This is a genomic window from Kribbella flavida DSM 17836, assembly GCF_000024345.1.
GTDB classification, from domain to species: Bacteria; Actinomycetota; Actinomycetes; order Propionibacteriales; family Kribbellaceae; genus Kribbella; species Kribbella flavida.
The window spans coordinates 2,146,236-2,168,688 of sequence record NC_013729.1; the positions used below are offsets into that span (position 1 = coordinate 2,146,236).

Below are 22,453 nucleotides of genomic sequence, written 5' to 3' on the forward strand. Positions count from 1 at the left end.
CCACGTGCCCGACGCTACCGTGGCGACCGCTCGCACGCGTTCGCCCCCCGATCTAAGGACCTTCTGCAGACTTGACGAGGTCGGCCTCGTCGTCGACGGCCAACGCCTCGAGCCCGACCGCGCGGTCCTCGGGTGCCGGGTCCTCGAACCCGACCAATGGTGCCGCCGCTGCGGCTGCGAAGGGCCCCCCGGGGACACGGTCACCAGGCAACTTGCCCACGAGCCGCTCGGCTGGCGGCCCACGACCCTGCTGGTCACGATCCGCCGCTACCGATGCGGTGGCTGCGGGCATGTCTGGCGCCAGGACACCTCCCAGGTGGCCGAGCCGCGGTCGAAGTTTTCACGGCGCGGGCTGCGGTGCGCACTCGAAGGGATTGTGGTCGGACACCTCACCGTCGCCCGGTCGCCGAAGGTCTCGGCGTCGCGTGGAACACCGCCAACGACGCAGTCCTCGCCGAGGGCAAGCGGGTCCTGATCGACGACCCGGCACGGTTCGACGGCGTCCGGTCGTCGGCGTCGATGAGCACGTCTGGCGCCACACCAGCCGTGGTGACAAGTACGTCACGGTCATCATCGACCTCACCCCGATCCGCGACAAGACAGGCCCGGCACGGCTCCTCGACATGGTCGAGGGCCGCTCCAAGCAAGTATTCAAGACCTGGCTCGTCGCCCGCACCGACGCCTGGCGTGACGCGATCGAGGTCGTCGCGATGGACGGGTTCAGCGGCTTCAAGACCGCCACCACCGAAGAGCTCCCTGACGCGGTCGCGGTGATGGATCCCTTCCACGTGGTCCGCTTGGCCGACGACGCGCTCGACCGGTGCCGACGCAGGGTCCAGCAAGCCATCCACGGTCACCGCGGCATGAACGGCGACCCGCTCTACTCGGCGCGGCGGACCCTGCACACCGGCGCCGACCTCCTCACCGACCAGCAGCGCAGCCGTCTGCGGGCGCTGTTCGCGGTCGGAGATCATGTGCAGGTCCAGGCGACCTGGGGGATCTACCAGCGCATGATCGCGGCCTACCGGGAGCCCGACCGGGCTCGTGGCCGCGTATTGATGATCGCGCTGATCGACTCGGTCAGCGCCGGAGTCCCGGCCGTGCTGAGCGAGGTCATCACGCTGGGCCGGACGTTGAAGAAGCGCGCCCACGACGTGCTGGCCTACTTCGACCGGCCCGGCACATCCAACGGCCCGACCGAGGCGATCAACGGACGGCTCGAACACCTCCGCGGCTCCGCGCTCGGATTCCGCAACATCACCAACTACATTGCCAGGTCCCTGCTCGAGACCGGCGGCTTCAGGCCACGACTACACCCTGGTCTGTGAAGAGCCGTCAAAGTCTCCAGTACCCCCACGCACTTGTCACGATCACCGGTCCGACCGAAGCAGCCGTGATGCGCCGGGCAGCCGACTGGCTGGAAGATCTCGACAATGCCGTCGTAGTTGTCTCGACCCATTGGCGCGGCGATGTTAGTGAACTCACTGGCAGCGACCCCGACAAATCCTCTGAATATGGTTTTGGATCGGTTCGGCAATAGGAACTGTCAAAGGCTCGAACAAATGGGTCACTTCATGGTAGGAATATTGCGTGAAACGAAATGAAGATCGTGACTCTAGGTTTGAGTCTCTGCTGTTCCGTTTGACTATCGCCCTAGTCGCTGCGGCCGTCGTCGTACTTCTGCGTCGAGCAGACGGGGAGACGATCATTTCCTGGGCGTCACTTATTCAAGCCGGATTGGCTGCAGTGGTCGGGTTCATCGTTGCGACCGTTGGCGTAAGAAGGCACGGCACGCCGGGATCTCGCTGAACATGAGGTCGGACCTACCTGCTCTGTGTGTCAGTGAGCAGGTAGGCCAGCGCATGACTGCAATGAAGAATGTATGGAATCTACGCCGACGCCGCGGCCGAGGAAGCGATCGCCGACCTCGAGGCCGCCCGCGCCGAGACCGCAGCCGCGGTGGAAGCCGCCGCGATGGCCCGTGCCGACGCCGAGGCCGCCCGCGCGGCCGCCGCCGAGCAGGTCGAGCAGATCCGGGCGGAGACCGAGCAGCGCATCAGCCAGCTCCGGGCCGCGGCCGACGAACAGGTCCAGCAGGCGCAGGCCGAGACCGAAGCGGCGCGGATCGCGCAGGCCGCGGCCGAGAGCGACCAGCGCCAGGCCCGGGCCGCCGCCGCGGACGCCGAGACCAGCCGCGCCCAGGCCCAGGCCCAACTTCGCGCGCTCGCGCAGCAGCACCGCGCCGAGCTCGAACAGTTGCGGGCCGACGCTCGGACCGAACGCGAGCAGCTGCGCGCCGACTACCAGGCCCAGCTCGCCGACGTGAAGCAGGCGGCCGAGGACCGTGTGGACGCGCTCAAGGCCGCGCTGCGCGCCGCCGAGCAGGCCGCGGATGACCTGTACACCCCGGCACAGGGAATCGAGGCCGACGAGCACTGGGAAGACCTGAGGTGGTGTGGCTCGTTGACGACTCCAACGGCCAGGTGTCGGTCCGGCGGTTCTGCTCGCACTGCCAACCCCAGGGCACGGTCGCCGCTCGCGCGTGCCGGGTGTGCGGCGAAGGCCCGATGATGGCCGGACCATGGGCTGCATCCGCCTGACAGCTGCCACCCGCGATCGACACCCAGCTCACCGCGAGCGGGTGGCGGCCGGCCCGCGACGGCAACGGTTGGGTGCGCTGCGGCTGAACGCCGGCTCACCGGTGACACAGCTCGGCGACATCTACACCTGATAGGGATCGGGGCTGATCAGCGCTCTGACCTGGGCGTTCTCGCACGCTAGCGGATCAGTCCGGTGCAGGCCATCGTCCGGACTGCTTCGTTACCCGTACGACGAGGCACACCGAGAGGATCTCGACCTATGGGGCAGACGCCTTGGATGATCATCACCATCATCGCCACGATTGGGTTCGTCCTGATCCTGAGCGCCGCGGCCATCGGCGTCGCCCTGTTCGTCAAGGACGCGGACCGCAGACAGGACGCCTACCGCTTGCTGAAACTTCTTCTGGGCACCGGTGGAGGGAGCGGCCTGATCGCATCCGTGCTGCAGCTTCTGGCGGGTTGAAGACTGGCGACCGGTGCGCCGTGCTCTGGTGCGGGCAGTATGGCGTGCCGGAGGCGCGGCGGTCAGATGCTGCTCGAGTCGAAACGGACGACGGTCACGGCGACGGCAAGGCTCGGCAGTCATCGGACATGGGGTCAAGCACGCCACGGTGCAGCTAGGTACCGCTTCCAGGAGCGGAGCTGGGCCGGGTTGTTACATCCGGCGCTGGGAGCTGGTGGGAAGCTCGCGGGTGTCGAGCAGTTCTTGAGCCACGTCGCGTAGCTTACGGTTGTTGTCCTGGGAGTAGCGCCGAAGCACCTCGAAGGCTCGGACCTCGTCGAGGCGGTAGCGCTCCATCAAGATGCCCAGGGCCTGCCCGACCAGCTTGCGCGCGTCGACCGCTTCTGTCAAAGAGACCTGGTTACGTGCTGCGGCGACCGCAGCCGAACCGTGCTGGGCGAGAATGTGCGCCACAGCCAGATCGTCGTCGGTGAACCCGTCGGGCTTGTCGCTGTACAGCGACAGCACGGCCTCAGGCCGTCCTGCCACGAGCATCGGCAGGTGCATCGCAGAACGGATCCCGGCCGCGACCATCTGCTCGCTCCACTGAGCCGACCACCGGGCCTCGGCAAGGACGTCAGGGATCAGCAGCGCGGACCGCTGCTCGAGCGCGGTAATCATCGGGCCGGTACCGGCATCGATCTGGCTGCGGTACAGCTCGGCCAGTTTCGGATCCGTCAGCGCCATGATCTGGGGGCGCCGTCTCTTCGTGATCAACACCACTGAGGCGTACTCGCACCACACCGCTTGTAGGGCGTACTGCACCACCGCTTCGACGGTCTGCTCGACCCCGTCGGCGTCCTGCAACTCGGCTGCCAGCCGGCCGAATGCCTCGGCCGACGAGTGTTCCATCGACACAGCAGGGTCCTCCCAACCGCCCTTGAAGGCCCACTCGATCCCAAAAAGTGAGCTGCGACCTTCTTTCCGTGCCCCGCACAAGATCGACCTCAAACTTAGGCAGACCTGCCGGCTACTAGGCGGTCATGGTGCAGTGTCGATGCGCTCGAGCCAGTTGTATCCGGGGCTCGAGCCACATGCTGACTCGGATTCCCGCGGCGACCTTCCAGGCCATGGAACCGACGTTCTACGCGCTCGTCGAACACATCCTCGGAACGTTCTGGCGTTTGGATCTTTGGGGCTGGTCGCCCCAGGTGTTCGGGAGTCGACTCCCTTGCTCGAGCGCACCGCTGGTTGATCCCTGTGCAGCGTGCGTCTCGGCCCCGGTGGTCGGTCAGGAAGCGGTGGTGGTCGCGGCGGTGCGGGTGGCCGCTAGGGCGCTGCTCCAGGACAAGAGCTCGGCGTGGTCGACGGAGGGGGAATAGTGGCCGATGCAGTGCCAGGTGCCGTCGTGGTGGATCCAGCCGTGGTTGGTGAGCTGGCGGGTCCCGGCGCTGGTCGTCGCGCTGTCGCCGGCGCGCGAGCAGATGACGATCAGCGCGCCGCCAAGCCAATATTCGCGACCTTCGCGACTGCGGATGGCGGCGGTAGTTCGCAGGCCCGATGCCGCGAACCCCTACGGCCGCGCGAGTGCGGTGCTGGAGTGGACGCGGCATCGTTCCGGGCCGACACAGCGAGGCTCAAACGTATGGTTGAGGTGAGTGTCCCTCCTCGGATACGCACCTCGACCACATCGGGCCGATGACGACATCGGCACATCTTGATCGGCACATCTTGTAGGTCGCCGTTAGCCTCGGCTGGTCCGAGCGCCTGCTGCCCCGCTCTGCTCCGTTCCTGCTCCGTCGGAGGATGACAAAGAGTCGCTAGAGGTGCCTATGGATGAGCAGTGAAACCGCAGTCACGGGCCATGTCTGGAGGACGCGCGGTGGTAGCGATGTGATCGCTGCAAGATCCTGGACATTTTCTAGGTCCGCCTGCATTGACAGCGCTCAGACCTCCACGTGCGGTGAGGGCTGAGCGCCGGAAGGGTGTGCTGCTCGATCGCCACCGCTGGGTGTGGAGCGTCGACCAACTAACGCCGCCGAGCGGTTCGTTGCACAGGTCGACCGCCCCGCGTGGGCTCGGGAAGCCAGACTGCCTTCGCTGTTGACGCGACGTCTTCGGGGTCACGTCGGCCCAAGGTTCTCGAGGGGACGGTTGGGGGCTTCGGCCGCTCGGGCATCGGTGCTTTGCGACCGCGGTAAGCGTCCTGGGTCATGGAGACGCGGGTGGCCGAGTTGGTCGGCGATCTGGCGGGCGGTTTGGCCGTCGTTGTCGAGGATGGTGGCGGTCGTTTGCGACGCATCGAAGAGACCGTGACCGGCCGGATCGGCGTACCCAGCGACGTGGCGAACACGCTCAGTTTCCTCGCGTCGCCGGCCGCCGGACACATCACCGCGCAGATGATCCAGGTCAACGGCGGCGCCGAAAGCAGCCACTGACGGCGTCGCCGAACGTGACACCAAGCAGACGGCAGCGGCCCGGTCCTGCAGGTCACTCCGACGAAGTGGGACGCCTTCATCGGCGGCGCAAGGACGGCGAGTTCGACAAGGCCGTCGTTCACAGGCCCCGACGGACTGCACAACGTGGAGCTGTGGAACGAGTCTGAGCAGCGGTGGTACGACGACAAAGCACTTGGTTGTCGCCCTGGCTCGCCGGCAGCTCCTCGAATCGCAGCCGGCCGAACGCGCTCAACGCGCCGAGCACCTGCGCACGACGCTGAGGAACGGCTTCGAGCGCGGTCTCGACTCGGACCGTTCCAGCCGTACGAGAGCTGGTACATCGGAACGAGCGAGTGGACCGGCGGAGTGCTCCACTTCCGCGAACTGCACGACCAGCAGATGACCTCGTGGGCAGCCCAACTCGGCCGCGACTACACCCCCTTCCACCTTTCAAGGTGTAGGTCGTTCCCTACTAGGCGGCCGACGGTTCCGGGCCACCCGCTGGTTCTCGGGCCAGTGATAACGGCAGATTGCCGTTCGGCGCCGGCCGGGCGTATGGCCGACCGATCGGGCCGGTTCGCGCTTGATCACCCGGCATCCGGCGGGCGGGTCCCGGTGATAGTGGTCGTTATCAACGGGACTGGCTGGGGCGGGGGTCAGGGCTGCTCCCGTCGCTTTGGGTCGCCTGACGGCGTCGGCGCCGTGTCCAAATGACGCTCGTGGCGACTAAGACACCGAACACGACGCCCCCGACGAGGCCACCCAGGATCGCGGCAGGCCACCCGTAGGAGGGTGACAGCCCACTTGTGACGGCCATGAAGATCCAGAACCAGCCGCCGGACACCAGAGCCAAAACCCACCACGGGGCCCGGTACATCAGATGGTCGCGCATACGAGAGCGGTACCCCGGCAAGCTGCCAGCTGAACCGCAACCGGCCACATCCCTGTGCACTCTCCATACACTCTGGCCAGCAGACCTGCGAGAACAGTCGTTATCACCGGGGACCGTGGGTTCAAGGTTTCCTGAAGAGCCAATGGGTTGAACCGCGGTGGTTGAGTGGTTCCGGTGGCGTGATCGAAGCGGGTTGGGGCCTCAACGAGGGGTTGTGAGGATGTGCCAGGCGGGCGGTGTAGAAACCGCGGTGAGCTCGGATCCCGGCGGCACCAGTTGATCTGGCACTGGTCAGGCCGATGCGACGTCAGCCGCTTGCCGGGATGTCCGCCGTGCGGCGAGCCCGAGCACGATGGCGCCTGCACCGGAAACCAACACCACCGGGCCGAGACCAGCTGGAACGACGCGGCCGGAGTACTTCGTGCCATCGTCCATAACGCAGTCGAAGCGGGGTGGTAGGTAGCCCGCCTCGTGCCGGGTGATCCGACGGATACTGCCGGGATCCGGTGCGGCGTTGCGGCACGCGTGAGAAGGCGACGAATCCGCGCCGTGTGTCGACTGAGAAACCTCGAGCATCACGAGCGCCACACCGAGGGCATGACTGCCCACAGCGAAGGCAGCGCTGAGGGTGGCCAGTCTGCGCAGGGCCACGATTCGCCAGGCCCGGCGACGCCGGACGAGCGCGAACACGGTTCCGACGAACGTCCACACGATCACAACGGGGCTGAGGAGAACCACCGCGACAGTCACGAGGAAGACCAGCACCATCGGCCGAGCCAATCATGCCGCCGGTTCACCGCACACCCGGTCCGCCTGTGCCGGCTGACTGTCGACGCCGGATACGGCCGGTGCACGCCTGGATCCGGGCCGTCGTACGGCGGGCGCATCCCGGTGAGAATGGTCGTTATCAACGGGGCTGGGTCAGTCCGCCCGGCGCAGAGTTGAGGGAGCTACGCAGTTTCCGGTGGGGACTGGCTCCGTTCTGGGCTCCCGGTCTGAAGATCGGGTCGAAGATGGTGAATGCTCGGGCCGAGACGGTGCACGAGAAGCGGTCGTTCCCTACGCCGTTCAAGTCCCGCCGCGCGCTGATCCCGGTCGACGCGTTCTACGAGTGGATGGAAACCGAGCAGCTCGACTAGAACAACAAGCCGCTGAAGCAGCCGTTCGCACTCCGGCCCGCCGACGGGTCCACCCTCGCGCTGGCCGGCCTGTGGCAGACCTGGACCGACAAGTCGAAGCCCGAAGACGACCCCGAGCGCCTGGTGCACACCTACACGATCATCACCGCGACCGCGACCGCGACCGCGACCGACGGCGTCGGCCGGATCCACGACCGGATGCCGAGGGCGATCGCCCCGGCCCACTGGGAGGCGTGGCTCGATCCACGTAACCACGACGTCGACGAGGTGCGGTCGTTGATGCGCCTCCGCTGGACAGCGGGCTGGAGATCTACGCGGTGTCCACCGCGGTGAACTCGGTCCGCAACAACGGGCCCGAGCTGCTGGAACCGCTCGCTGTCAGCTGAGGCGCGGGGGCGACTACTTGGTCAAGGGCGGTGGACGGCATGGCGGGGGAGCGGATCCCGAACCAGGCGTCGAGCACGGCGTCATAGCTGAGCTGGTCGGCGTAGTGCGGTGCCGGATCCCGCTCGACGATCCGCAGCAGCGCGACCAGCCGCAGCGCAACCTCACACGTACCCATCGTTGCCTCCCCACCGGGGGGTATCGGGCAACTGGTCGCCGGCGTTTCTCTGAACGCGGCAGCAGCCTGCCCGTGACCGGCCACGGCCGGGACTCTCGCGCAGTCCCCACCGCCCGGAACCGGTCACAACGTGACCAGGGCTCCGCCCCCGGACCCCCGGCCCGCTCTCGGAGAGGTGGTCAGTGGGTGGTCTCTCGTCGATCAGGTGGGCGAGCCTCCACACACCATCAGGTCCTTGTCCAGACCCGCTTCGCTCGACCGGCGGCAACTGGACAAGGACCTGCTGGCGCGCGCACTCGGAGGGCGCCTGACCGACAAGAGACCACAGCAGGGACCACGCGGTATGCCGCGCCGGCGTCGCTGGCATGGCCACAATGGCGGAGCCAAGCGGTCAACCCGCTGGGGGATGGGAGATGCCGGTGCCGGATCCAGCTGGAGTCATGTCGTGGTCGACGGTGGTCTCGATCGCCTTCGGGTCGTCCGTGCTCGGCACCTTGGCCGGCGAACTGTTCGATCGCGGCGGCGCACGCGCTGAGATCATCCGCGAGGGATACGCCGATGCGGTCAAGGCGCTGAACGCGGGGGGCAGTTCCCTTTGCGGATCCACCGTCGCGTCGACGACTCGGCTGACACGCTGGTGCGGCTTGAAGCGCTCGGGGCACAGACCAAGGAATCGCTGGCCTACTCGACGGGCTGGGTGAGTTCGGAGAGCGCCGAGCTCGGCCGCATCTACAACGCCTTGGTGGAGCTCCTCCGCGCTGAGGTCACCATCAGCGCAGGTGAGGCATGGGCCCGGTCCCCGGTCCGGACCGGCGCCGAGATGAACATCGGTGGCCCTCATCGCCCTGCCGAGGCGTCCGAGCCGGCTGACGGTCGGATGCCGGCCGAGTGGATGATCGTGCAGGAGTTCTCCGGGCTCATCCAGCACCGGATCGGTTGGCGGCGGTACGTGTGGATCCGGCCGTTGCTGCGGCGGCGGCTCGCCCGCCGGAGGTTGTCGAGCTGGCGGCTCAGGAGTTCACCGTCGCCGCGGCAAGGCTGCTCAACCAGCGACGAGAGGCCTCTGGCTAGGCAGCTCAGCAATCAGGTGATGATCGTCTTGGACCGCTCGGCGGCGCGAGCTCGTGCGTAGGTGTCGACGTCGTCGGGACGTTACTGGACTTGGAGCGTGGGACTGCGCAAGGTGGCGCTGTCGTAGCCCAGCGGGTTGCCCTCGACATACGCATTCGATGCGTATGCGCCGGGCCTTCTTGTGATGACACAAGACAGTCGAGGAGTGCTCCGCGTGGCGTTCCGGCCGATGACAAATTCGGGGGTCTCCCAGTAGCCGGCAGGGCAGGACTTGAAGGAGCCGCTGCTGATGTAGTCGATGGCGATGACTTCGGGGTACCAGGCTTCGTCGCCGCTGTTGCCGAAGTTGACCGTGAACCAGACGTACTGATGGTCCGCCCACGCGCAGGTCTGCCAATAGCTGTAGGGAGTCGAGTAGTGATAACCGCTGCACGTGTGTCCTGCCCCACCGGGCGGCACCACGACCGCAGCCGCCGCCACACCAGGTACTCCAACCCAGCCGGCGATCACCAACGGCAGGGCTAAGAGCATCGACCCGATTCTGCGCAGGCTTGTTCTCACATCGACTCCTCGGCCTCGGCATCCAGACAGCTCGCAACGTACAGGGCTAGCGTCATCGGCCATAGAGGGAGCAGATTGCACGTTGCTGCAACTTCAGCTGCGCGCGACGCTCGGCCCACCTGACCGTCCTGGCCTGATGGTCGGCCGTGCTGCTGTACGTCGGCCTGCTGTAGGTGGCAAAAGGTCGGTGTTCCCGACAACGCTGCGCGACCTGGCACGTTGCCATCAGCGCCTCCCCACCTGCTGTATCGGTCCGGCCTGTCGGACCGAGCGCGACCGGGCAGCGACGGCGACCGCCCGGCTTGAGGCGATGGGGGAGACTCGCCCGCCTGGAGCCAGCACCGTGGGCCCGTATGTCGCGGCCGGCGAGGGCGAGCCGGCGGCTGAGCGGGCGGCGCGGCTGCGCGCGGAGGCGCCGGTGCCGTACGCGGAGCTGCACACGCACTCGACGTTCTCGTTCCTCGACGGCGCCTCCCAGCCCGAGGCGCTGGTGGAGACCGCGGCCGACCTGGGGCTGCACGGCCTGGCGCTCACCGACCATGACGGGTTCTACGGCGCCGGCCGTCGCGACTGGAGCGCCTTCCTAGCGGCCGCGAATCACTGAATGCCGAACTCGCAGCCGCAGAAGCTTCCGGGGAGCAGATCCCAGGCTTCAGTCGATGACGCGTGCGCGGTCAGGCCGTTCCAACTCCGCGAGGAGGTCGTCGAAGGCGGCCCTGTCGCTGTCGGTTCCGGTGTGCGGTTGGGTGAACCAGAGCGCGTACTGCGCGAGCTCGTCCAGCCGCCATTCCAAGTCGAACAGGTTGATCATGTCCCAGTTCGGCGCGGCCAGCTCGGCGTAGCCGGAGCCGACCAGCGTGCCGAGGTCGCGCTCGCGTGGTGCTAGGGCAAGCGACTCCCAGTCGACGAAAACAATTCCCCGGTCGGTAAGAAGCTGGTTGGCAGTGTGGGTCTCACCGTGCGTCGGCACCCACGGATGTTCGACAGCGCGGCGGCACAGCGCGTGATAGGCGTCCGTCCAACGCCGGATCGAGTCGATCTGCTGAGCCAAAGCTGTCCGAGCACGTTCGCCGTACGGGCCGGTCCGCCATGGATCCCGCAGTAGATCGGCCAAGGCGTCGCCGAAGTCCTCTTCGACCCGCGGTCGCCAGGTCGGCATGCCCGCCGGAGGGGACGAAGCGTGCAACCGGGTGAGCATCTCGGTGTTCTGCACAGCCAGGCGTTCGGTGTTGATCGGGCCCGAGCCAACGGGCTTCCCCTCCATCCATGGCACGCAGCTGACGCTGCCTCCGGCCAACGGCACCGTACGCCGGCCTCGGCGATCGGGCAGGCATGCCGCGACGAACTCAAGCCCGGCTGAGGCCAGCTCACCCGCCGCGGTGTAGGCAGCCTCGAGCGACTCCGCCGAATGAGCTCGGCCGAGGCTGTCGAGTGTCACGAAGAGTCGCGGCTGCCCGGCGCACAAAACTCGCCAGTGGTGCGCGCCGAAACCGACCGGTAGATACTCGATCGCGTCGACGTCGAGCGTCCAGTGCTCTTGGACGGCAGCGAGGACAGTGGCGGCTGAGACGAAATCCGGTGGTTCACGCATGAGTGCAGTCAAGCAAATCCGCACAGGCGCCGCACCCGAATACTGCACGGTTCACATTCCGTCCGTTGCCGATGCCCCGCGCAGATCTGCGACCAGACGACGTTCCGACACTCCTGGTACCGGACCCGCTGGGTGAAGAGATGACTATGCCCGCGACCCGCAGAAGCTGACCTACCGCGGAAGGGCGACCCCGCTCGCCCTGCGATGACGGGTCGGACGTCACGTTTCCGCGGTGGGCGGTGTCTTGAGAGGCATGCCTGAGCACAGCGCACCCCCCCACCCAGCAGTTGGCCGGCGTCGTACGGGACCTCGCGTTCCGGCGACCGCCGACGAACATGCCGAACGGTTCACCCTGTTACGGCCGCTGCTGTTCACGATCGTCTACGAGGTCCTCGGCTCGGCGACTGAAGCCGACGACGTGCTGCAGGACAGCTATCTGCGGTGGGCCGAGGTGGACCTGACGACTGTGCGGGACACCAAGTCGTACTTGGCGCGGCTGGTGACCCGGCAGGCGCTCAACGCGGTGCGGGCCGGCGCTCGCCGTCGCGAGGACTACGTCGGCCCGTGGCTGCCCGAGCCGCTGTTGGTCGACGAGAGCGACCTGTCGAACGACGTGGTGCTCGCCGAGTCGGTGTCGATGGCGATGCTCGTCGTACTCGAAACTCTCAGTCCCAGCGAACGTGCGGTGTTCGTACTGCGTGAGGTGTTCGGCTTCAGCCACCACGACGTTGCCGAGGCGGTGGGAAAGTCCGTGGCGACCGTGCGCCAGGTGGCACACCGTGCCCGCGAGCACGTGCAGGCGCGACGCAAGCGCTTCGAGCCCGCCGACGCTGCGACGACCGCGCAGGTCACGAAGCAGTTCCTGACCGCGGCCGGTACCGGTGATCTGGAGGGGCTGCTCTCGCTGCTCGCGCCGGACGCCACCTGGACCGCCGACGGTGGCGGCAAGACCACCGCGACCCGTCGGCCGGTGGTGGGGGCGGAGAAGGTTGCCGCCTGCATCGTGAGCCTCTTCCGCAAGGGCCAAGGCTTGCCGGACCTGCGGATCGCGATGGTCACCTGCAACAGCAGTCCCGCGCTGGTCGCCTCCCGCGGGGACCGGATGGAGGGCGTTTTTCTGATGGAGATCGTCGATCGGAAGATCACCCACTTCTACGCCATTCGTAACCCCGACAAACTCCAGGCGGTCACCGTGCCGCGTTCGATCAGCCGTTAGTCGCGGCACTCCCCGTGAGCAGGTCTATTCGACGACGAGGTGGACATGCAGAACCGAACGACAAAGACGTTGGACCCTGCGACCGGCGGTCATCCGGTCACCGTTGCTCGCAGCAACTGGGTCCGAATTCGCCCGATCGCCTTCTGGGCCAGCACGGTTGTTGTGGTCTTCGAGCTGATCGCCGGATCGGTGTGGAATCTCGCGGCGATCGAATGGGTGCAGGTCCAGACGAGCCATCTGGGCTACCCGGACTACTTCATCTACATCCTCGGGGTCTGCCACGTCGCGGCCGCCGCCGCGATCATCGTGCCCGGCTTCAAGCTGCTCAAGGAATGGGCGTACGCCGGCACGGTGTTCATGTGGTCGGGCGCCGTGGCATCGCATCTCGTCAACGGGGACGGTCCCGAGTCCTGGGCACCACCCCTGATGTTCGCGGCCTTCGCCGCCGCATCCTGGTCCTTGAGACCAAGCGACCGCCACCTCCCGGCGAGCTGGCTCAGCCGGACCACCGACGCCGGCCGCCCCAGCTCCGACCGCCCGCACGCCTGGGCGCTCGCCATCGGCCTCGTCACCGTCCTGTACGCCGTATCCATCCTGACCCTCCCCGCCGCCGAAGACATCACCCGCGAGTGGGCAGTCCAACGCGGCTGGACCACTGAGTAGCTGAACAACGAACGACCGTCGGGCAGGCGCCTCTTCATCGGCGTCTGCCTCGCCTTGGCGACCAGGCACTACCAGCGCGCCACGCGGCAACTGCCGCGCCCAGTTGAGCGACTACTTGCGGAGAACTCGCAGCCGTTCTCCGAACCGCCCGGCCTAACCAGAAGCTCAGGAAAGCTGAACCCCAGTCCTTCTACAGTCACAAGATGGCGAATCACTTCAATCCACCAGGGATGTGGGCCCCGAACGGCCGCGCCTTCAACCAGGGTGTCGTGCAACCAGAAGGAAGAGTCATCCATGTCACCGGCCAGGTGGCCTGGGACGAGAACAGCAACGTCGTCGGGCCGGGAGACGCCGGCGCGCAACTGGAGAAGAGTCTGGACAACGTCCGGGGCATCCTCGGCCAGGTAGGTGGAACGCTCGCCGACATCGTCAGCATGACCGTCTACTTCTTGAACCGCGAAGACCTTCCGGCGATCCAGCAGGCACGTTCGCGCGCCTTGCCGGCCGCCACGGCCCCAGCAAGCATCCTGATTCAGGTCGCCGGACTGGTGACCCCGGACCTGCTCGTAGAAGTCGTCCCGATCGCCGTGGTCCCACTGGACAGGTTCCGCGACCCGGTATGACGAGGTACCGCTCATCTCTTGGCCAGTGGCGCTCACGCGTGGGGGATCACAGCGGGGTCGAGTTTCGGGCACACGCGGTGGTGTTCTGGGGGTCGTCCCGGCCGTCGCACTCGCGCACCGCCACGCGGCAACTCAGGCGCTGAAGCCATTTGCTCCTAGGCAGGCGGGCCGCTGTTACGACCCTCGGCTCGTCAAAGCCGCCGAGGACTACGCCACCACCTGCCCCGGCGGCCGGCTCCCCGTGCCGATGATCGGCGTCCTGGACGAGGCGGCGAACGTCTGCCGCTGGAAGGACCTGCCCGACCTCTACAGCCACTACGGCTCCCGCGGGATCGTGCTGCTGACGATCCTGCAGTCCTGGGCCCAGGGCGTGGACTCCTGGGGTAAACGCGGCATGGAGAAACTCTGGTCAGCCTCGAACCGGCGCATCTACGGCGGCGGTGTGTCCGACGCGGCATTCCTCGACCGGCTGTCCAAACTGATCGGCGACCACGAACGGCTCCGGTCGTCGACGTCGACCAGCAAACAGGGCACCTCGGTCAGCCGTCAGCTGCAGCATGAGCAGATCCTCGACGTCGCCGAGCTCGCCACGCTGCCGGCCGGGCGGGCGATCGTGTTTTCGTCGGGGGCGCGTGCGACCCTGATCCGGTCCGTGCCCTGGATGGCCGGCCCGTACGCCGACCGGATCCGGGCCTCGCTGGCGAGGTTCGATCCCGGCGCACAGACCAGCACCAGCGTCGTCGACCGCCCATCGCCAGCAGCAGCGCCGCTTCGCCGGGAGGAATCGTGAGCCTGTCCGACACCGAGTGGGAAGACCCGCCGAACTACGGCAAGGTCGCCGGCGAGCTGGTCGACCAGGCGCTCCTGGTCGCGGCCGCGAAGCGGCGCCTGACTGCGCGGCTGAACAAGGCCGCCGACGCCCAGATCGCTGCGGTGCTCGACGGCGCCATCGACGTCTCCGCGCCCGGCGTACCGGGCATGACCGCCGCAGTCGCTGCGGCGCTGCGCGAGCTCGAGGCCGACCAGCTCGAAGAAGAAGCGCTGGCCTCGGCCGCCGGCGCCGAGCTCTCCGCGGCCGCCGACCAAGCCGCAGCTGTACTTCGCGAGCCTGCCCGAGTTCGTCGGGCAGTTCCTGATCGAGGCCTACCGGCGAGAGGTCGTCGCGCGCGGCACCTGGTGCCGGCAGTGGTGGAAGCACCTCGAAGTCGCCGCCCGACTCGACGCGCTGTGGCGCTCCTAGGAAGCACTGCGCCTCGAACCAGGCACCGGGACGAGCGTGTGGTGGCGCGACCACGCCGACCACCACATGACCCGCTCCTCGACCCCAACGGCCCCTTCAAGGGCTGCACCACCGAAGGCCACCAGATCAACGGCGAACTCAGCCCACTTCCCTGGGACAACCCACCCGAAGGGCTGTACGACGGTCCTCGTAGCTGAAAAGCTGCCGAGCTGGCTTGAGCCGCCCGGGGAGCAGCAATCGGCTGATGGCCCGCTCGCGAATGCGTAACTCTCGCTCTGAGCGAGCTGTCACAGGGGAGCGATGAGCTACCGCATCGGATGCAACTCATCGGGCTTCAACTGGTGAAGCGACATGTCGAGGTACGACGAGTTGCAGCCTCGTGCACCCGTCCGAGGCCAGGTGGTGCGTCCTCTGCCGACGCTGAACCTGATTGGCAGCGAAGATAGGCTTGACCAATGCGGATCTGGGCCCAAGAAGGCATCGAGGTCTTCGTCAGCGCGCCCACATCCGGCGGGTTCGCGCGGCACAGTCACGATGAGTTCGTCATCAGCGCGAACGTGTGCGGTGTCGAGCAAGTCCGGCTCGACCGGCGCCGTTTCACCCTCGGCACCGACGAGCTCACGCTGTACAACCCTGGCGAGGTCCAATCCTGTAAGACCTCGGTCAACGACGACGAGCGTTGGTCGTGCGCCAGCATCTACCTCGACCCCGACGTCGTCTCGCGACGGCTCGGCTACGACGCCGAGTTCCACGCACCCGTCGTGACCGCGCCGCAGTTGCGAGCACAGCTCCTCCAGATCGCCCTCGCGCCGACGGACGCGTCAACGCCCCACCGAGTCGAGCAGCTCCTCTACTCGGTGTTCGGCGTCGCGCCACTGGGCAGGACCGAAACCTCGCTCGAACTCGAGCGCGCCGAGGCATGGTTGTTCGGTGCGATCGCTCAGGATCCGGTAGAGCCATTGAGGGTCGCCGACGTCGCCGCTCACCTCGGCTGGACTCGCGAGACCTTCACGCGCCGATTCACCGAGACCACCGGCACACCGCCTTACGCCTGGCACCTTCAAGCGCGCCTGCGGAAGGCTCGGCGCCTGCTCAGTGAAGGTCGCGCCCCGTCCGAAGTTACCACCGCCGTCGGGTTCGTCGACCAGGCCCACCTGCACAAACATTTTCAAGCCGTGTATGCGACCACGCCCGGCCAGTTCCGCGCCACCCACCTCGGCTCAGAGGTGTACCCGGAGAATCACGCGGAGTAGCGCACGTCACCTACGGTTGGTCACAGATCTACAAGACGCACCACATCCGGCACGGCCAGGGTGGGTGCATGTTCAACGTCGCTGCTCTCGCCTTCGGGCTCGGGATCCTGTTCAACGCCGCCCCCGGGGTCGTCTTCACGGAGTCACTGCGCCGCGGGATGCGTGGGGGCTTCAAGAGTGCGTTCGCTGTGCAGGTCGGCTCCCTCGTTGGTGACGCGACCTGGGCGATCCTCGGCCTGATCGGCGTCGGCGCCCTCTTTCTACTCGACGGGGTCCGGATACCCCTGATGCTCGTCGGAGCACTGCTCACTGTCGGACTCGGGGTCATGTCGCTACGTGGCGCAATACGCCCGCCCGCCACTGCCGAAGGCTCAGGCGCCGTCAGCGAGGACCTCACCAAGGGAGGTCTCGCGGTCGGCGCAACGATCTCGCTGACCAACCCGATGAATGTCGTCTACTGGGGCGGCGCCGCCGCCGCCGTAGCCGGCGCCGTCGGTCAAGAGCCGTCCTGGCAGGTCATGGCTGTGTTCTTCCTGGGCTTCTTCATCGCGTCCCTGCTGTGGTGCTGGATCTGCGCCGGCGCCATCGCCATGTTCCGCCGCGCGCTCCCGGCTCGCGGCGTACAGGCCATCGAGGCCGCGTGCGGCATCTCCCTGGTTGGGCTCGGTATATGGATGGCACTCTCCGCCTGACTGCGACGCACGGATCAGCCGCTGAGCGTGCGTCGGCGAGCCGATGCCATGCCATGCCTCGGAATCCGAACTTCAGTGCGGAGCGGCGTCGAGCCTCGCCTTGATGTAGGAGGTGTACTTGGCGGCTGATCCGCGGGCGTGAAGTTCAATCGTGGCGGGGAGTAGCCGAGGATTTCGGCGATGATCGCGGTCGGCGCGAGCTTGGTGAGCTCGTGCAGCGTGCCGAGACGGGCGGCACGTACGCCGAAGGCAGCACGCAGGCGGTCAGCGACACCCCCTGGCTCGAGGTGACGGCCTGGGAAGTAGCCGGGAAAGACCCAATCGCTGTTGGGGTGCGCAGCGGTCTGGTGGTTCTGAGGTCGGTGATGGTCGCCGTGAAGCAACCGGCTGTCCAGACTGTCGAGAGCACGCCATTGGTTGACCGGAGACCCGGGATCGAGTCGAAACCGACACCATCCCGGGTCCCGGGCCGAGATCAGTCGTCGTCGCTGATCGTGGCGGAAACCGTCGTGGGTACTGGCAATTCGGCGTTGATTACCTGGTCGAAGAGTGCCGAGAAGGTCTCCTCCGGCTCCTTCACCTGGTCGTTCACCACCTTCACTTCGAGCGGGCCGCTCTGGACTCCCGGGCCCAGATCCGCGCCGACGAACCGGCCGGAACTGGTGGACTGGTAGTCCTGGCCGAGGACGGCGGTACCGTCCTGGAGCTGTCCGGTCACCGTGACCCATCGATCGCTGGGTGCGGACAGGCGGGCCTGGAAGGCGGCGGTACCGGCGCCCTCAGTGGTCTTGAGCGGCTCGATCGTCAAGGTGGGCGTCGGGTCGTCGTCGATCAGTTCCGTCGCGCCGAAGCTGGCGGCACCGATCACCGTGTCGACCGGGGCCGAGAGCTGCAGACCGACGAGGACGTCGTCGCCGTCCCGGGTGTTCGGAAGCAGCGTCGCCGTCACTCTGTGCCTGGTCTGCCCCGGCTGGAACACCAGCTTGTGCCCCTCCTCGCGCACGATCGTCGGCATGCGGCTGGTGGTCTGGGCGTACACCACCACCGGGACGGTGCTCGGCCGGGACAGCGTCACGAAGTAGTCGTTCAGACCGCCGACGTTGCCCTCCTGCATCCGGGAGACGGCTGCCTGCGCCGATACCTGCGGCAGGGTGGACGGACCGGACTGACCGAGACCGGGCGTCGACAGCGCCAGGTCGCTCAGGAACACGGACCCACTGGCGACGCGGTCGGTCAGGAGCCGGATCGACCGCACGTCGCCCAGGTTGATGCCGGGGAGATCGGTCAGGGGGATCCGCACGGTCCGCAGGAGCACCTTGGGCAACCAGGAGATCGCTTGTCCACCAGGCAGGGCGACCAACGCGTCACTCACCGCCGACACCGGCACCTCGGCGGACTTGCCCAGCCCATCGACCACCTCGACTGTCAGGTCGGTCTTGGCGGCACCGGCCGGATCGGGCGCTGCCCGGAAGGTCAGGTCGCGGTACTGCCGGATGTCCCGTTGACCGGCGGGGAGATCAACGCGCACGGCGCCATTCGTACCGGTCCAGCTGAGCTTGGTCACCGCGATAGGGGGCGTCCGCGTGACGCGGGCACCTCGCACCCAGTGCGGTGTCGTCAACGGGTTGGCCCCGCTGACACACGCCCCTGGCTTCACGTCGTTGCCTGCACACACGCTGGCCGTTGCCTGACCAGTGGTCGAGCCGTCGGGCAGCGGCTGGTCCAGCTTGCTTACGTCCAGACGAGCCGTGCGCGGCGCCTGGGAGACCACCCGGGTCACTGCGCGGCCGGCAGAGGATGCACGGGTGTCCGAGCCGTCGAACAGTGGCAGGAACGCCTTCTCCTTACCCAGGTGCAGACGGAAGAACCCGGCGATGTACGCCGCGCCCGCGGCCTGCTGCTCCTGGGCCGAGAGCCGGCCAGGATGCCCACTGTCGCACTGCTCCTGCCCCGTCCCCGGCCAGTCGTCCTCGGACGGCGCTTCCGACTGTCCCGGTGTCCATTCGGTGTTGAAGTAGTTGTGGTTCGCGCCCAGCAGGGTGACCGTCGAACGCGTCGCGTCGTCGGTCCGCGCGGCGTAGCGGCTGTCGTCGTAGAACAGCTGTCCCTGCAGGTCGGCGACATCTCCGTCGCAGTACGGCAGGATCACGCTGGTCGCCACCTCGGGCAAGGTCGCCCGGGTGAAGTCGGTCGGTGCGAGCGGCAGGACGGCCCGGACGCCGTACTGGCTGCCTTTGGCCGCGTTGAGGGTCGCCGCGCGGGCCATACCGTCGCCGCCGCGCGAATGACCCATCAGACCGACGTTCTGCAGATCCATCTTGCCGACGAACTGCTGCCCGAAGGGTCCACCACCGGTGGTCGACCAGGTCCGCCACAAGCCAAGGTGGTGAAGTACCAGCTCGGCCCGGGCCTGTGAGCCGGCGTCAGGTGCCAAGTGGTCGTAGGCGTTGATCCCGTTCGAGCTGACCGACACCACCTGGTACCCATGGCTGGCAAGTGCCTTGGCCGGCGCGTCGTACCCGCGGAAGCTGGGTACTGGCTTGCCGCCAGCCGGGCAGGGCCACGGCTGGCCTTCCCACCACGGGATGCCATAGCAGTAGAGGTGTCGCCCGTGGAGAAAGACCACGACCGGCCGGGCACCGGACGCGTCCACCGGACTGTAGACACGGCCGCGTACCTCGGACTTCTGCCGAAGGCCTGGCAGGAACACCGCCTGGTCACCCAGGTTGTACTCGTTGATCCCGACCTTGTACCCGCCGGGCGCGGCCGGATCCACGCCGAGCAGCGGGCCCTGACGCGGTTTCAGCCAGTACTCGTCGGTCTCGCCGGCCGCCGGGGACTTCTTGCCGACCTGATCGGTGGGAGTGGCCAGCCGGATTTCCTTGGCCTGCAGGACGGAAGCATCCTGGGTGACCAGCGAAAGTGTCTTGCGGTCGGCGGATTCCTCGGCCGGGCCGATCGGCCGGCCATCCGCGGCCAGCATCGGCTTGGCGTCCCGGATCGGCGCCGGCCGGTCCAGCCGGACCGTGACCAGGTAGCCGTCCGGCGTCTTCGAAACCCACCAGTTCTTGGCCGGAGCCGAGACCACCTTGGGGTCTTCGGCTGCCACTGCCTGAGTGAACGAGCCTGTCATCAACAGGGCTGAGAACAGCCCGACAACCAGTGCTTTTTTGCGCACCACACATCCTTCCGCTCGCGGGGATGCCGGTCACGGTATGAGGATTCGGTCGCAGTGGCAGGCGTTGTCAAAAAGTGCGAAAAGCCTGTTCGACGATCTCCGGGTGCTCCATCTGCGCGACATGGCCAGATCTGGGCAGGTACAGGAGCCTGGCGTCAGGGAACGTGCGCTGGGCTTTGCCACGGATCCGTGGGTCGACCAGCCGAGGGGCAGCGGTGGTCTTGGCACCTCAAGCCTCCAACCTGGTCGATGGTTGGTTGCTCAACGGCTGGCGGGATCGAGGCAGGGGTGTCGCAACTACTACGCTCAACTGTGTGAGGTGACGCACAGTGACGACCGGGCAAGAGTGGCGAGGGGTTTCCGAGGACCTGTCCAACGCGCGACGCGAGATCGTTCGCGGCTTAGATCGATGCGTGCCCGCAGCAAAGAGGGTCGTTGGAGGCACAACGAAGCCCAGGGCACCTGGGTGACCTGGGCTGATGTGCGCCGCCAGGGACTCGAACCCCGAACCCGCTGATTTGCTTGTCGTGCCTCGCGTTGATGTTCGGTAGTGCCACCAAACACCTTGTGAACAGGCTGTATGCCGAGGTAGGCATATTCCACGGTCGGGGTCAGTTGCTGTCATTAGGCGATCATTGGGCCGACTTAAAGGCCGAGTCGGTAGCTGCTCGTCTGCACGGCCGCACCGGTACCGGCTGGACCCGCACTCCTTTGGATCGGCCGCGTTCGCTTCGAGTCTCGCCGCCGCATTGGACAGCTCCTACGGGTCTGTCATGGTTGCCTTCGGCCGGTGATGATGGCGGTTAGCTCGAATCGACGAGGGGAGGAGTGCTCGTGGCTGACCCACCAGTGTGGTCCGCAGTGCTCGAATCGGTGACGACTGCTGGAACCATGGCGATCGCTGTAGGGGTTGCAGTCGTCGAAGCGCGGCGAGCGAATGCGGCAAATAAAGAACGCGACGCACTGTTGGCAGAGCAGAACGCTGAGAGGCATCGCAGCACGGCGAAACTAGTCTCCTCCTGGGTGGAGCAGAGCTATACGCCGAATGAGAACGGAACGGCCTATGTGCAACAGATTCACGCACATATAATCAATGAAAGTAATGACCCCGTATTCAATGTCGAGGCATCAATCTATTTGACCTCACCGGTTCCTGGAGAGCATCCGCCCGTGATCCTGGGGTCGCTTTCCATTCCAAGGATTATCCCCATCCTGCCGCCGAGAAGAGAGTTGATTTACGATCTAACGTTACCTCTTATGCCCCACCGTCAAGAAGAGATTGGCGTTCAGCCGAAAGTTCCTGGGATTCTCTTGCTGTTTACAGATCCCAATGATGTCCGTTGGGTGCGCGAACTAGATGGCCGTTTGGTGTTGAGTGAGAGACGTCAGGCCGAGCTTGTAGAGTCCGAAGACGATGAGGGCGCTGAGCGGCAGGTCGGCATGCTCGATGAGGCTAACCCGTTCGCCATCGTCTGCGGTTTCATTCACACGGTAACCAGGGAGGACATCCCCGCATCAGACGCGCTGCGTGAGTTGCGAAAGATACTTGCGCCTGAGGCTAAAGGATGGGAAGGCCTCGACGCGAACGGGATTTCCCAGTTGCGGGCCGATCTTGCCGGGTATAATCCTGCGAATCACGTTACGTATCCTGCTCGGCGGGTTGCGTATGTTCGACTCGTCGCTGTCGGCGACCCAGATAAGCTGCATTTCGTCCAACAAGGGGAACCGCTCTTTCATCCAACGAAAGTGATCACTTTGATACTGTCTGGTGATCGTGGTTGGCGGATATTCTCCTTCGGGGGAGGCGGCACCGAGCCGGACCGAATACTTTTTCCAAAAAGGACTTTATGACATGCCGTTGACGGTTCCGTGTCAACCGCGGCCAGTCCGCCGGATCGTCCCGATAGCTGCCGCCCCAGGTCCGGAACGGTGCGTGTCCAGGGTCGAGCTTGCTCGATCGCTTGCGACGCCGTAGGCGCCCTTGACGCGTGCCGGGCCGGGCCGCACTTCCCCAACATTGCTGTCGGGACGATCCGGTAGCCCACGGTCCGACGGCAGGCATGCCCAGCCAGCTACGGCGGGATCGCCGGCCAATCCGAGTGAGCGGTGCACTTGCAGGGTGTCGAGCCGTTGACGGCGAGTTCTGCTGTCTTCGACCCGGCACCCTGCTGACACGTGCGCGCCAAGCCAAGGGCCGCGCCCGGAGCGGAGCGAAGCGAAGCAGAGGGCAGGCGGCCCGCCCTACGGTGGCGGCGCGCTTTCGGGCCCTGAAGGGGCCCGTCTTGAAGACGT

20 protein-coding genes and 2 pseudogenes are annotated in these 22,453 nt (G+C 66.6%); 15 read left to right on the forward strand and 7 right to left on the reverse strand.

Going from position 1 to position 22,453, the window contains the following annotated elements; translation table 11 throughout:
* The first annotated feature begins 4 nt into the window (after window positions 1-4).
* The 3 genes and pseudogenes from KFLA_RS10145 to KFLA_RS10155 all read left to right on the forward strand — a co-directional run bounded on the left by KFLA_RS10145 (window position 5) and on the right by KFLA_RS10155 (window position 3,063).
* Window positions 5-1,328: pseudogene (locus tag KFLA_RS10145) on the forward strand (ISL3 family transposase).
* A 550-nt stretch (window positions 1,329-1,878) separates the two neighbouring features.
* A complete protein-coding gene (locus KFLA_RS10150; RefSeq protein WP_012919699.1) occupies window positions 1,879-2,571 on the forward strand; it encodes a hypothetical protein in 693 nt (230 codons plus the stop codon).
* Window positions 2,572-2,877: 306 nt separating this feature from the next.
* Entirely contained in the window at window positions 2,878-3,063 is a 186-nt protein-coding gene (locus KFLA_RS10155; protein ID WP_148256594.1) for a hypothetical protein, read from the forward strand.
* Between the two features lie 192 nt (window positions 3,064-3,255).
* Here the strand turns inward: KFLA_RS10155 and KFLA_RS10160 are convergent, their stop codons facing one another.
* Window positions 3,256-3,954 (reverse strand): GAF and ANTAR domain-containing protein, encoded by a 699-nt coding sequence (locus KFLA_RS10160; RefSeq protein WP_041289953.1) that lies wholly within the window; start codon window positions 3,952-3,954, stop codon window positions 3,256-3,258.
* Between the two features lie 1,313 nt (window positions 3,955-5,267).
* Here KFLA_RS10160 and KFLA_RS10170 point away from each other — a divergent pair.
* On the forward strand, window positions 5,268-5,480 hold the full coding sequence (locus KFLA_RS10170) for an SDR family oxidoreductase (protein ID WP_041289244.1): 213 nt from the start codon (window positions 5,268-5,270) through the stop codon (window positions 5,478-5,480).
* Window positions 5,481-6,663: 1,183 nt separating this feature from the next.
* On the opposite strand, the gene KFLA_RS35435 is transcribed toward KFLA_RS10170, so the two are convergent.
* Complete coding sequence (locus KFLA_RS35435; RefSeq protein WP_012919703.1) at window positions 6,664-7,140, reverse strand: hypothetical protein; 477 nt, start codon at window positions 7,138-7,140, stop codon at window positions 6,664-6,666.
* 14 nt (window positions 7,141-7,154) lie between these two features.
* Here KFLA_RS35435 and KFLA_RS38750 point away from each other — a divergent pair.
* Window positions 7,155-7,844, forward strand: a pseudogene (locus tag KFLA_RS38750) (SOS response-associated peptidase).
* Here the strand turns inward: KFLA_RS38750 and KFLA_RS35445 are convergent.
* On the reverse strand, window positions 7,822-8,073 hold the full coding sequence (locus KFLA_RS35445; protein WP_012919704.1) for a hypothetical protein: 252 nt from the start codon (window positions 8,071-8,073) through the stop codon (window positions 7,822-7,824). The pseudogene KFLA_RS38750 and the gene KFLA_RS35445 sit on opposite strands and share 23 nt — an antisense overlap.
* A gap of 391 nt (window positions 8,074-8,464) precedes the next feature.
* Window positions 8,465-8,614: a hypothetical protein gene (locus KFLA_RS37875; protein ID WP_158307269.1), complete on the reverse strand. Its 150-nt coding sequence runs from the start codon at window positions 8,612-8,614 to the stop codon at window positions 8,465-8,467.
* Window positions 8,615-8,668: 54 nt separating this feature from the next.
* Here KFLA_RS37875 and KFLA_RS35450 point away from each other — a divergent pair, with 54 nt between their 5' ends.
* Window positions 8,669-9,205 (forward strand): hypothetical protein, encoded by a 537-nt coding sequence (locus KFLA_RS35450; RefSeq protein ID WP_049797303.1) that lies wholly within the window; start codon window positions 8,669-8,671, stop codon window positions 9,203-9,205.
* 20 nt (window positions 9,206-9,225) lie between these two features.
* On the opposite strand, the gene KFLA_RS10190 is transcribed toward KFLA_RS35450, so the two are convergent.
* On the reverse strand, window positions 9,226-9,675 hold the full coding sequence (locus KFLA_RS10190; RefSeq protein ID WP_041289245.1) for a hypothetical protein: 450 nt from the start codon (window positions 9,673-9,675) through the stop codon (window positions 9,226-9,228).
* A gap of 373 nt (window positions 9,676-10,048) precedes the next feature.
* On the opposite strand from KFLA_RS10190, the gene KFLA_RS10195 reads away from it, so the two are divergent.
* Window positions 10,049-10,309 (forward strand): PHP domain-containing protein, encoded by a 261-nt coding sequence (locus tag KFLA_RS10195; RefSeq protein WP_041289246.1) that lies wholly within the window; start codon window positions 10,049-10,051, stop codon window positions 10,307-10,309.
* Between the two features lie 48 nt (window positions 10,310-10,357).
* On the opposite strand, the gene KFLA_RS10200 is transcribed toward KFLA_RS10195, so the two are convergent.
* Window positions 10,358-11,296: an aminoglycoside phosphotransferase family protein gene (locus KFLA_RS10200; RefSeq protein ID WP_012919706.1), complete on the reverse strand. Its 939-nt coding sequence runs from the start codon at window positions 11,294-11,296 to the stop codon at window positions 10,358-10,360.
* A 253-nt stretch (window positions 11,297-11,549) separates the two neighbouring features.
* Between KFLA_RS10200 and sigJ the strand changes: the two genes are divergently transcribed.
* The 7 genes from sigJ to KFLA_RS10235 all read left to right on the forward strand — a co-directional run bounded on the left by sigJ (window position 11,550) and on the right by KFLA_RS10235 (window position 16,983).
* Window positions 11,550-12,512, forward strand: coding sequence for an RNA polymerase sigma factor SigJ (sigJ, locus tag KFLA_RS10205; protein ID WP_012919707.1), 963 nt, complete (start codon window positions 11,550-11,552; stop codon window positions 12,510-12,512).
* 162 nt (window positions 12,513-12,674) lie between these two features.
* On the forward strand, window positions 12,675-13,175 hold the full coding sequence (locus KFLA_RS35455; protein WP_202797106.1) for a DoxX family protein: 501 nt from the start codon (window positions 12,675-12,677) through the stop codon (window positions 13,173-13,175).
* A 203-nt stretch (window positions 13,176-13,378) separates the two neighbouring features.
* Window positions 13,379-13,798 (forward strand): RidA family protein, encoded by a 420-nt coding sequence (locus KFLA_RS10215; protein WP_012919709.1) that lies wholly within the window; start codon window positions 13,379-13,381, stop codon window positions 13,796-13,798.
* A gap of 247 nt (window positions 13,799-14,045) precedes the next feature.
* Window positions 14,046-14,588, forward strand: a complete 543-nt coding sequence (locus KFLA_RS10220; RefSeq protein WP_083792971.1) for a TraG/TraD/VirD4 family protein — start codon at window positions 14,046-14,048, stop codon at window positions 14,586-14,588.
* 486 nt (window positions 14,589-15,074) lie between these two features.
* Window positions 15,075-15,305: a hypothetical protein gene (locus KFLA_RS39765; RefSeq protein ID WP_202797107.1), complete on the forward strand. Its 231-nt coding sequence runs from the start codon at window positions 15,075-15,077 to the stop codon at window positions 15,303-15,305.
* A gap of 188 nt (window positions 15,306-15,493) precedes the next feature.
* Window positions 15,494-16,291 carry an AraC family transcriptional regulator gene (locus KFLA_RS38760; RefSeq protein WP_012919711.1) on the forward strand — a complete coding sequence of 266 codons (798 nt, stop codon included), beginning with the start codon at window positions 15,494-15,496 and terminating at the stop codon, window positions 16,289-16,291.
* Between the two features lie 68 nt (window positions 16,292-16,359).
* Complete coding sequence (locus KFLA_RS10235; RefSeq protein ID WP_012919712.1) at window positions 16,360-16,983, forward strand: LysE family transporter; 624 nt, start codon at window positions 16,360-16,362, stop codon at window positions 16,981-16,983.
* A 475-nt stretch (window positions 16,984-17,458) separates the two neighbouring features.
* Here KFLA_RS10235 and KFLA_RS10240 read toward each other — a convergent pair whose 3' ends face one another.
* Window positions 17,459-20,092: a Calx-beta domain-containing protein gene (locus tag KFLA_RS10240; protein WP_158307270.1), complete on the reverse strand. Its 2,634-nt coding sequence runs from the start codon at window positions 20,090-20,092 to the stop codon at window positions 17,459-17,461.
* A 903-nt stretch (window positions 20,093-20,995) separates the two neighbouring features.
* Here KFLA_RS10240 and KFLA_RS37355 point away from each other — a divergent pair.
* Window positions 20,996-22,012, forward strand: a complete 1,017-nt coding sequence (locus tag KFLA_RS37355) for a hypothetical protein (RefSeq protein ID WP_012919714.1) — start codon at window positions 20,996-20,998, stop codon at window positions 22,010-22,012.
* Window positions 22,013-22,453 lie beyond the last annotated feature (441 nt).

What these genes read in the sequence shown, in the direction of transcription:
- KFLA_RS10150 (WP_012919699.1), top strand. Translation starts at nt 1,879, where the DNA reads ATGTATGGAATCTACGCCGACGCCGCGGCCGAGGAAGCGATCGCCGAC.
- KFLA_RS10155 (WP_148256594.1), top strand. Translation starts at nt 2,878, where the DNA reads ATGATCATCACCATCATCGCCACGATTGGGTTCGTCCTGATCCTGAGC.
- KFLA_RS10215 (WP_012919709.1), top strand. Translation starts at nt 13,379, where the DNA reads ATGGCGAATCACTTCAATCCACCAGGGATGTGGGCCCCGAACGGCCGC.
- KFLA_RS10160 (WP_041289953.1), bottom strand. Translation starts at nt 3,954, where the DNA reads ATGGAACACTCGTCGGCCGAGGCATTCGGCCGGCTGGCAGCCGAGTTG.
- KFLA_RS35445 (WP_012919704.1), bottom strand. Translation starts at nt 8,073, where the DNA reads ATGGGTACGTGTGAGGTTGCGCTGCGGCTGGTCGCGCTGCTGCGGATC.
- KFLA_RS10200 (WP_012919706.1), bottom strand. Translation starts at nt 11,296, where the DNA reads ATGCGTGAACCACCGGATTTCGTCTCAGCCGCCACTGTCCTCGCTGCC.
- KFLA_RS37875 (WP_158307269.1), bottom strand. Translation starts at nt 8,614, where the DNA reads ATGATCTCAGCGCGTGCGCCGCCGCGATCGAACAGTTCGCCGGCCAAG.
- KFLA_RS10190 (WP_041289245.1), bottom strand. Translation starts at nt 9,675, where the DNA reads ATGCTCTTAGCCCTGCCGTTGGTGATCGCCGGCTGGGTTGGAGTACCT.
- KFLA_RS38760 (WP_012919711.1), top strand. Translation starts at nt 15,494, where the DNA reads ATGCGGATCTGGGCCCAAGAAGGCATCGAGGTCTTCGTCAGCGCGCCC.
- KFLA_RS35435 (WP_012919703.1), bottom strand. Translation starts at nt 7,140, where the DNA reads ATGGTGCTGGTCTTCCTCGTGACTGTCGCGGTGGTTCTCCTCAGCCCC.
- KFLA_RS10235 (WP_012919712.1), top strand. Translation starts at nt 16,360, where the DNA reads ATGTTCAACGTCGCTGCTCTCGCCTTCGGGCTCGGGATCCTGTTCAAC.
- sigJ (WP_012919707.1), top strand. Translation starts at nt 11,550, where the DNA reads ATGCCTGAGCACAGCGCACCCCCCCACCCAGCAGTTGGCCGGCGTCGT.
- KFLA_RS10220 (WP_083792971.1), top strand. Translation starts at nt 14,046, where the DNA reads ATGATCGGCGTCCTGGACGAGGCGGCGAACGTCTGCCGCTGGAAGGAC.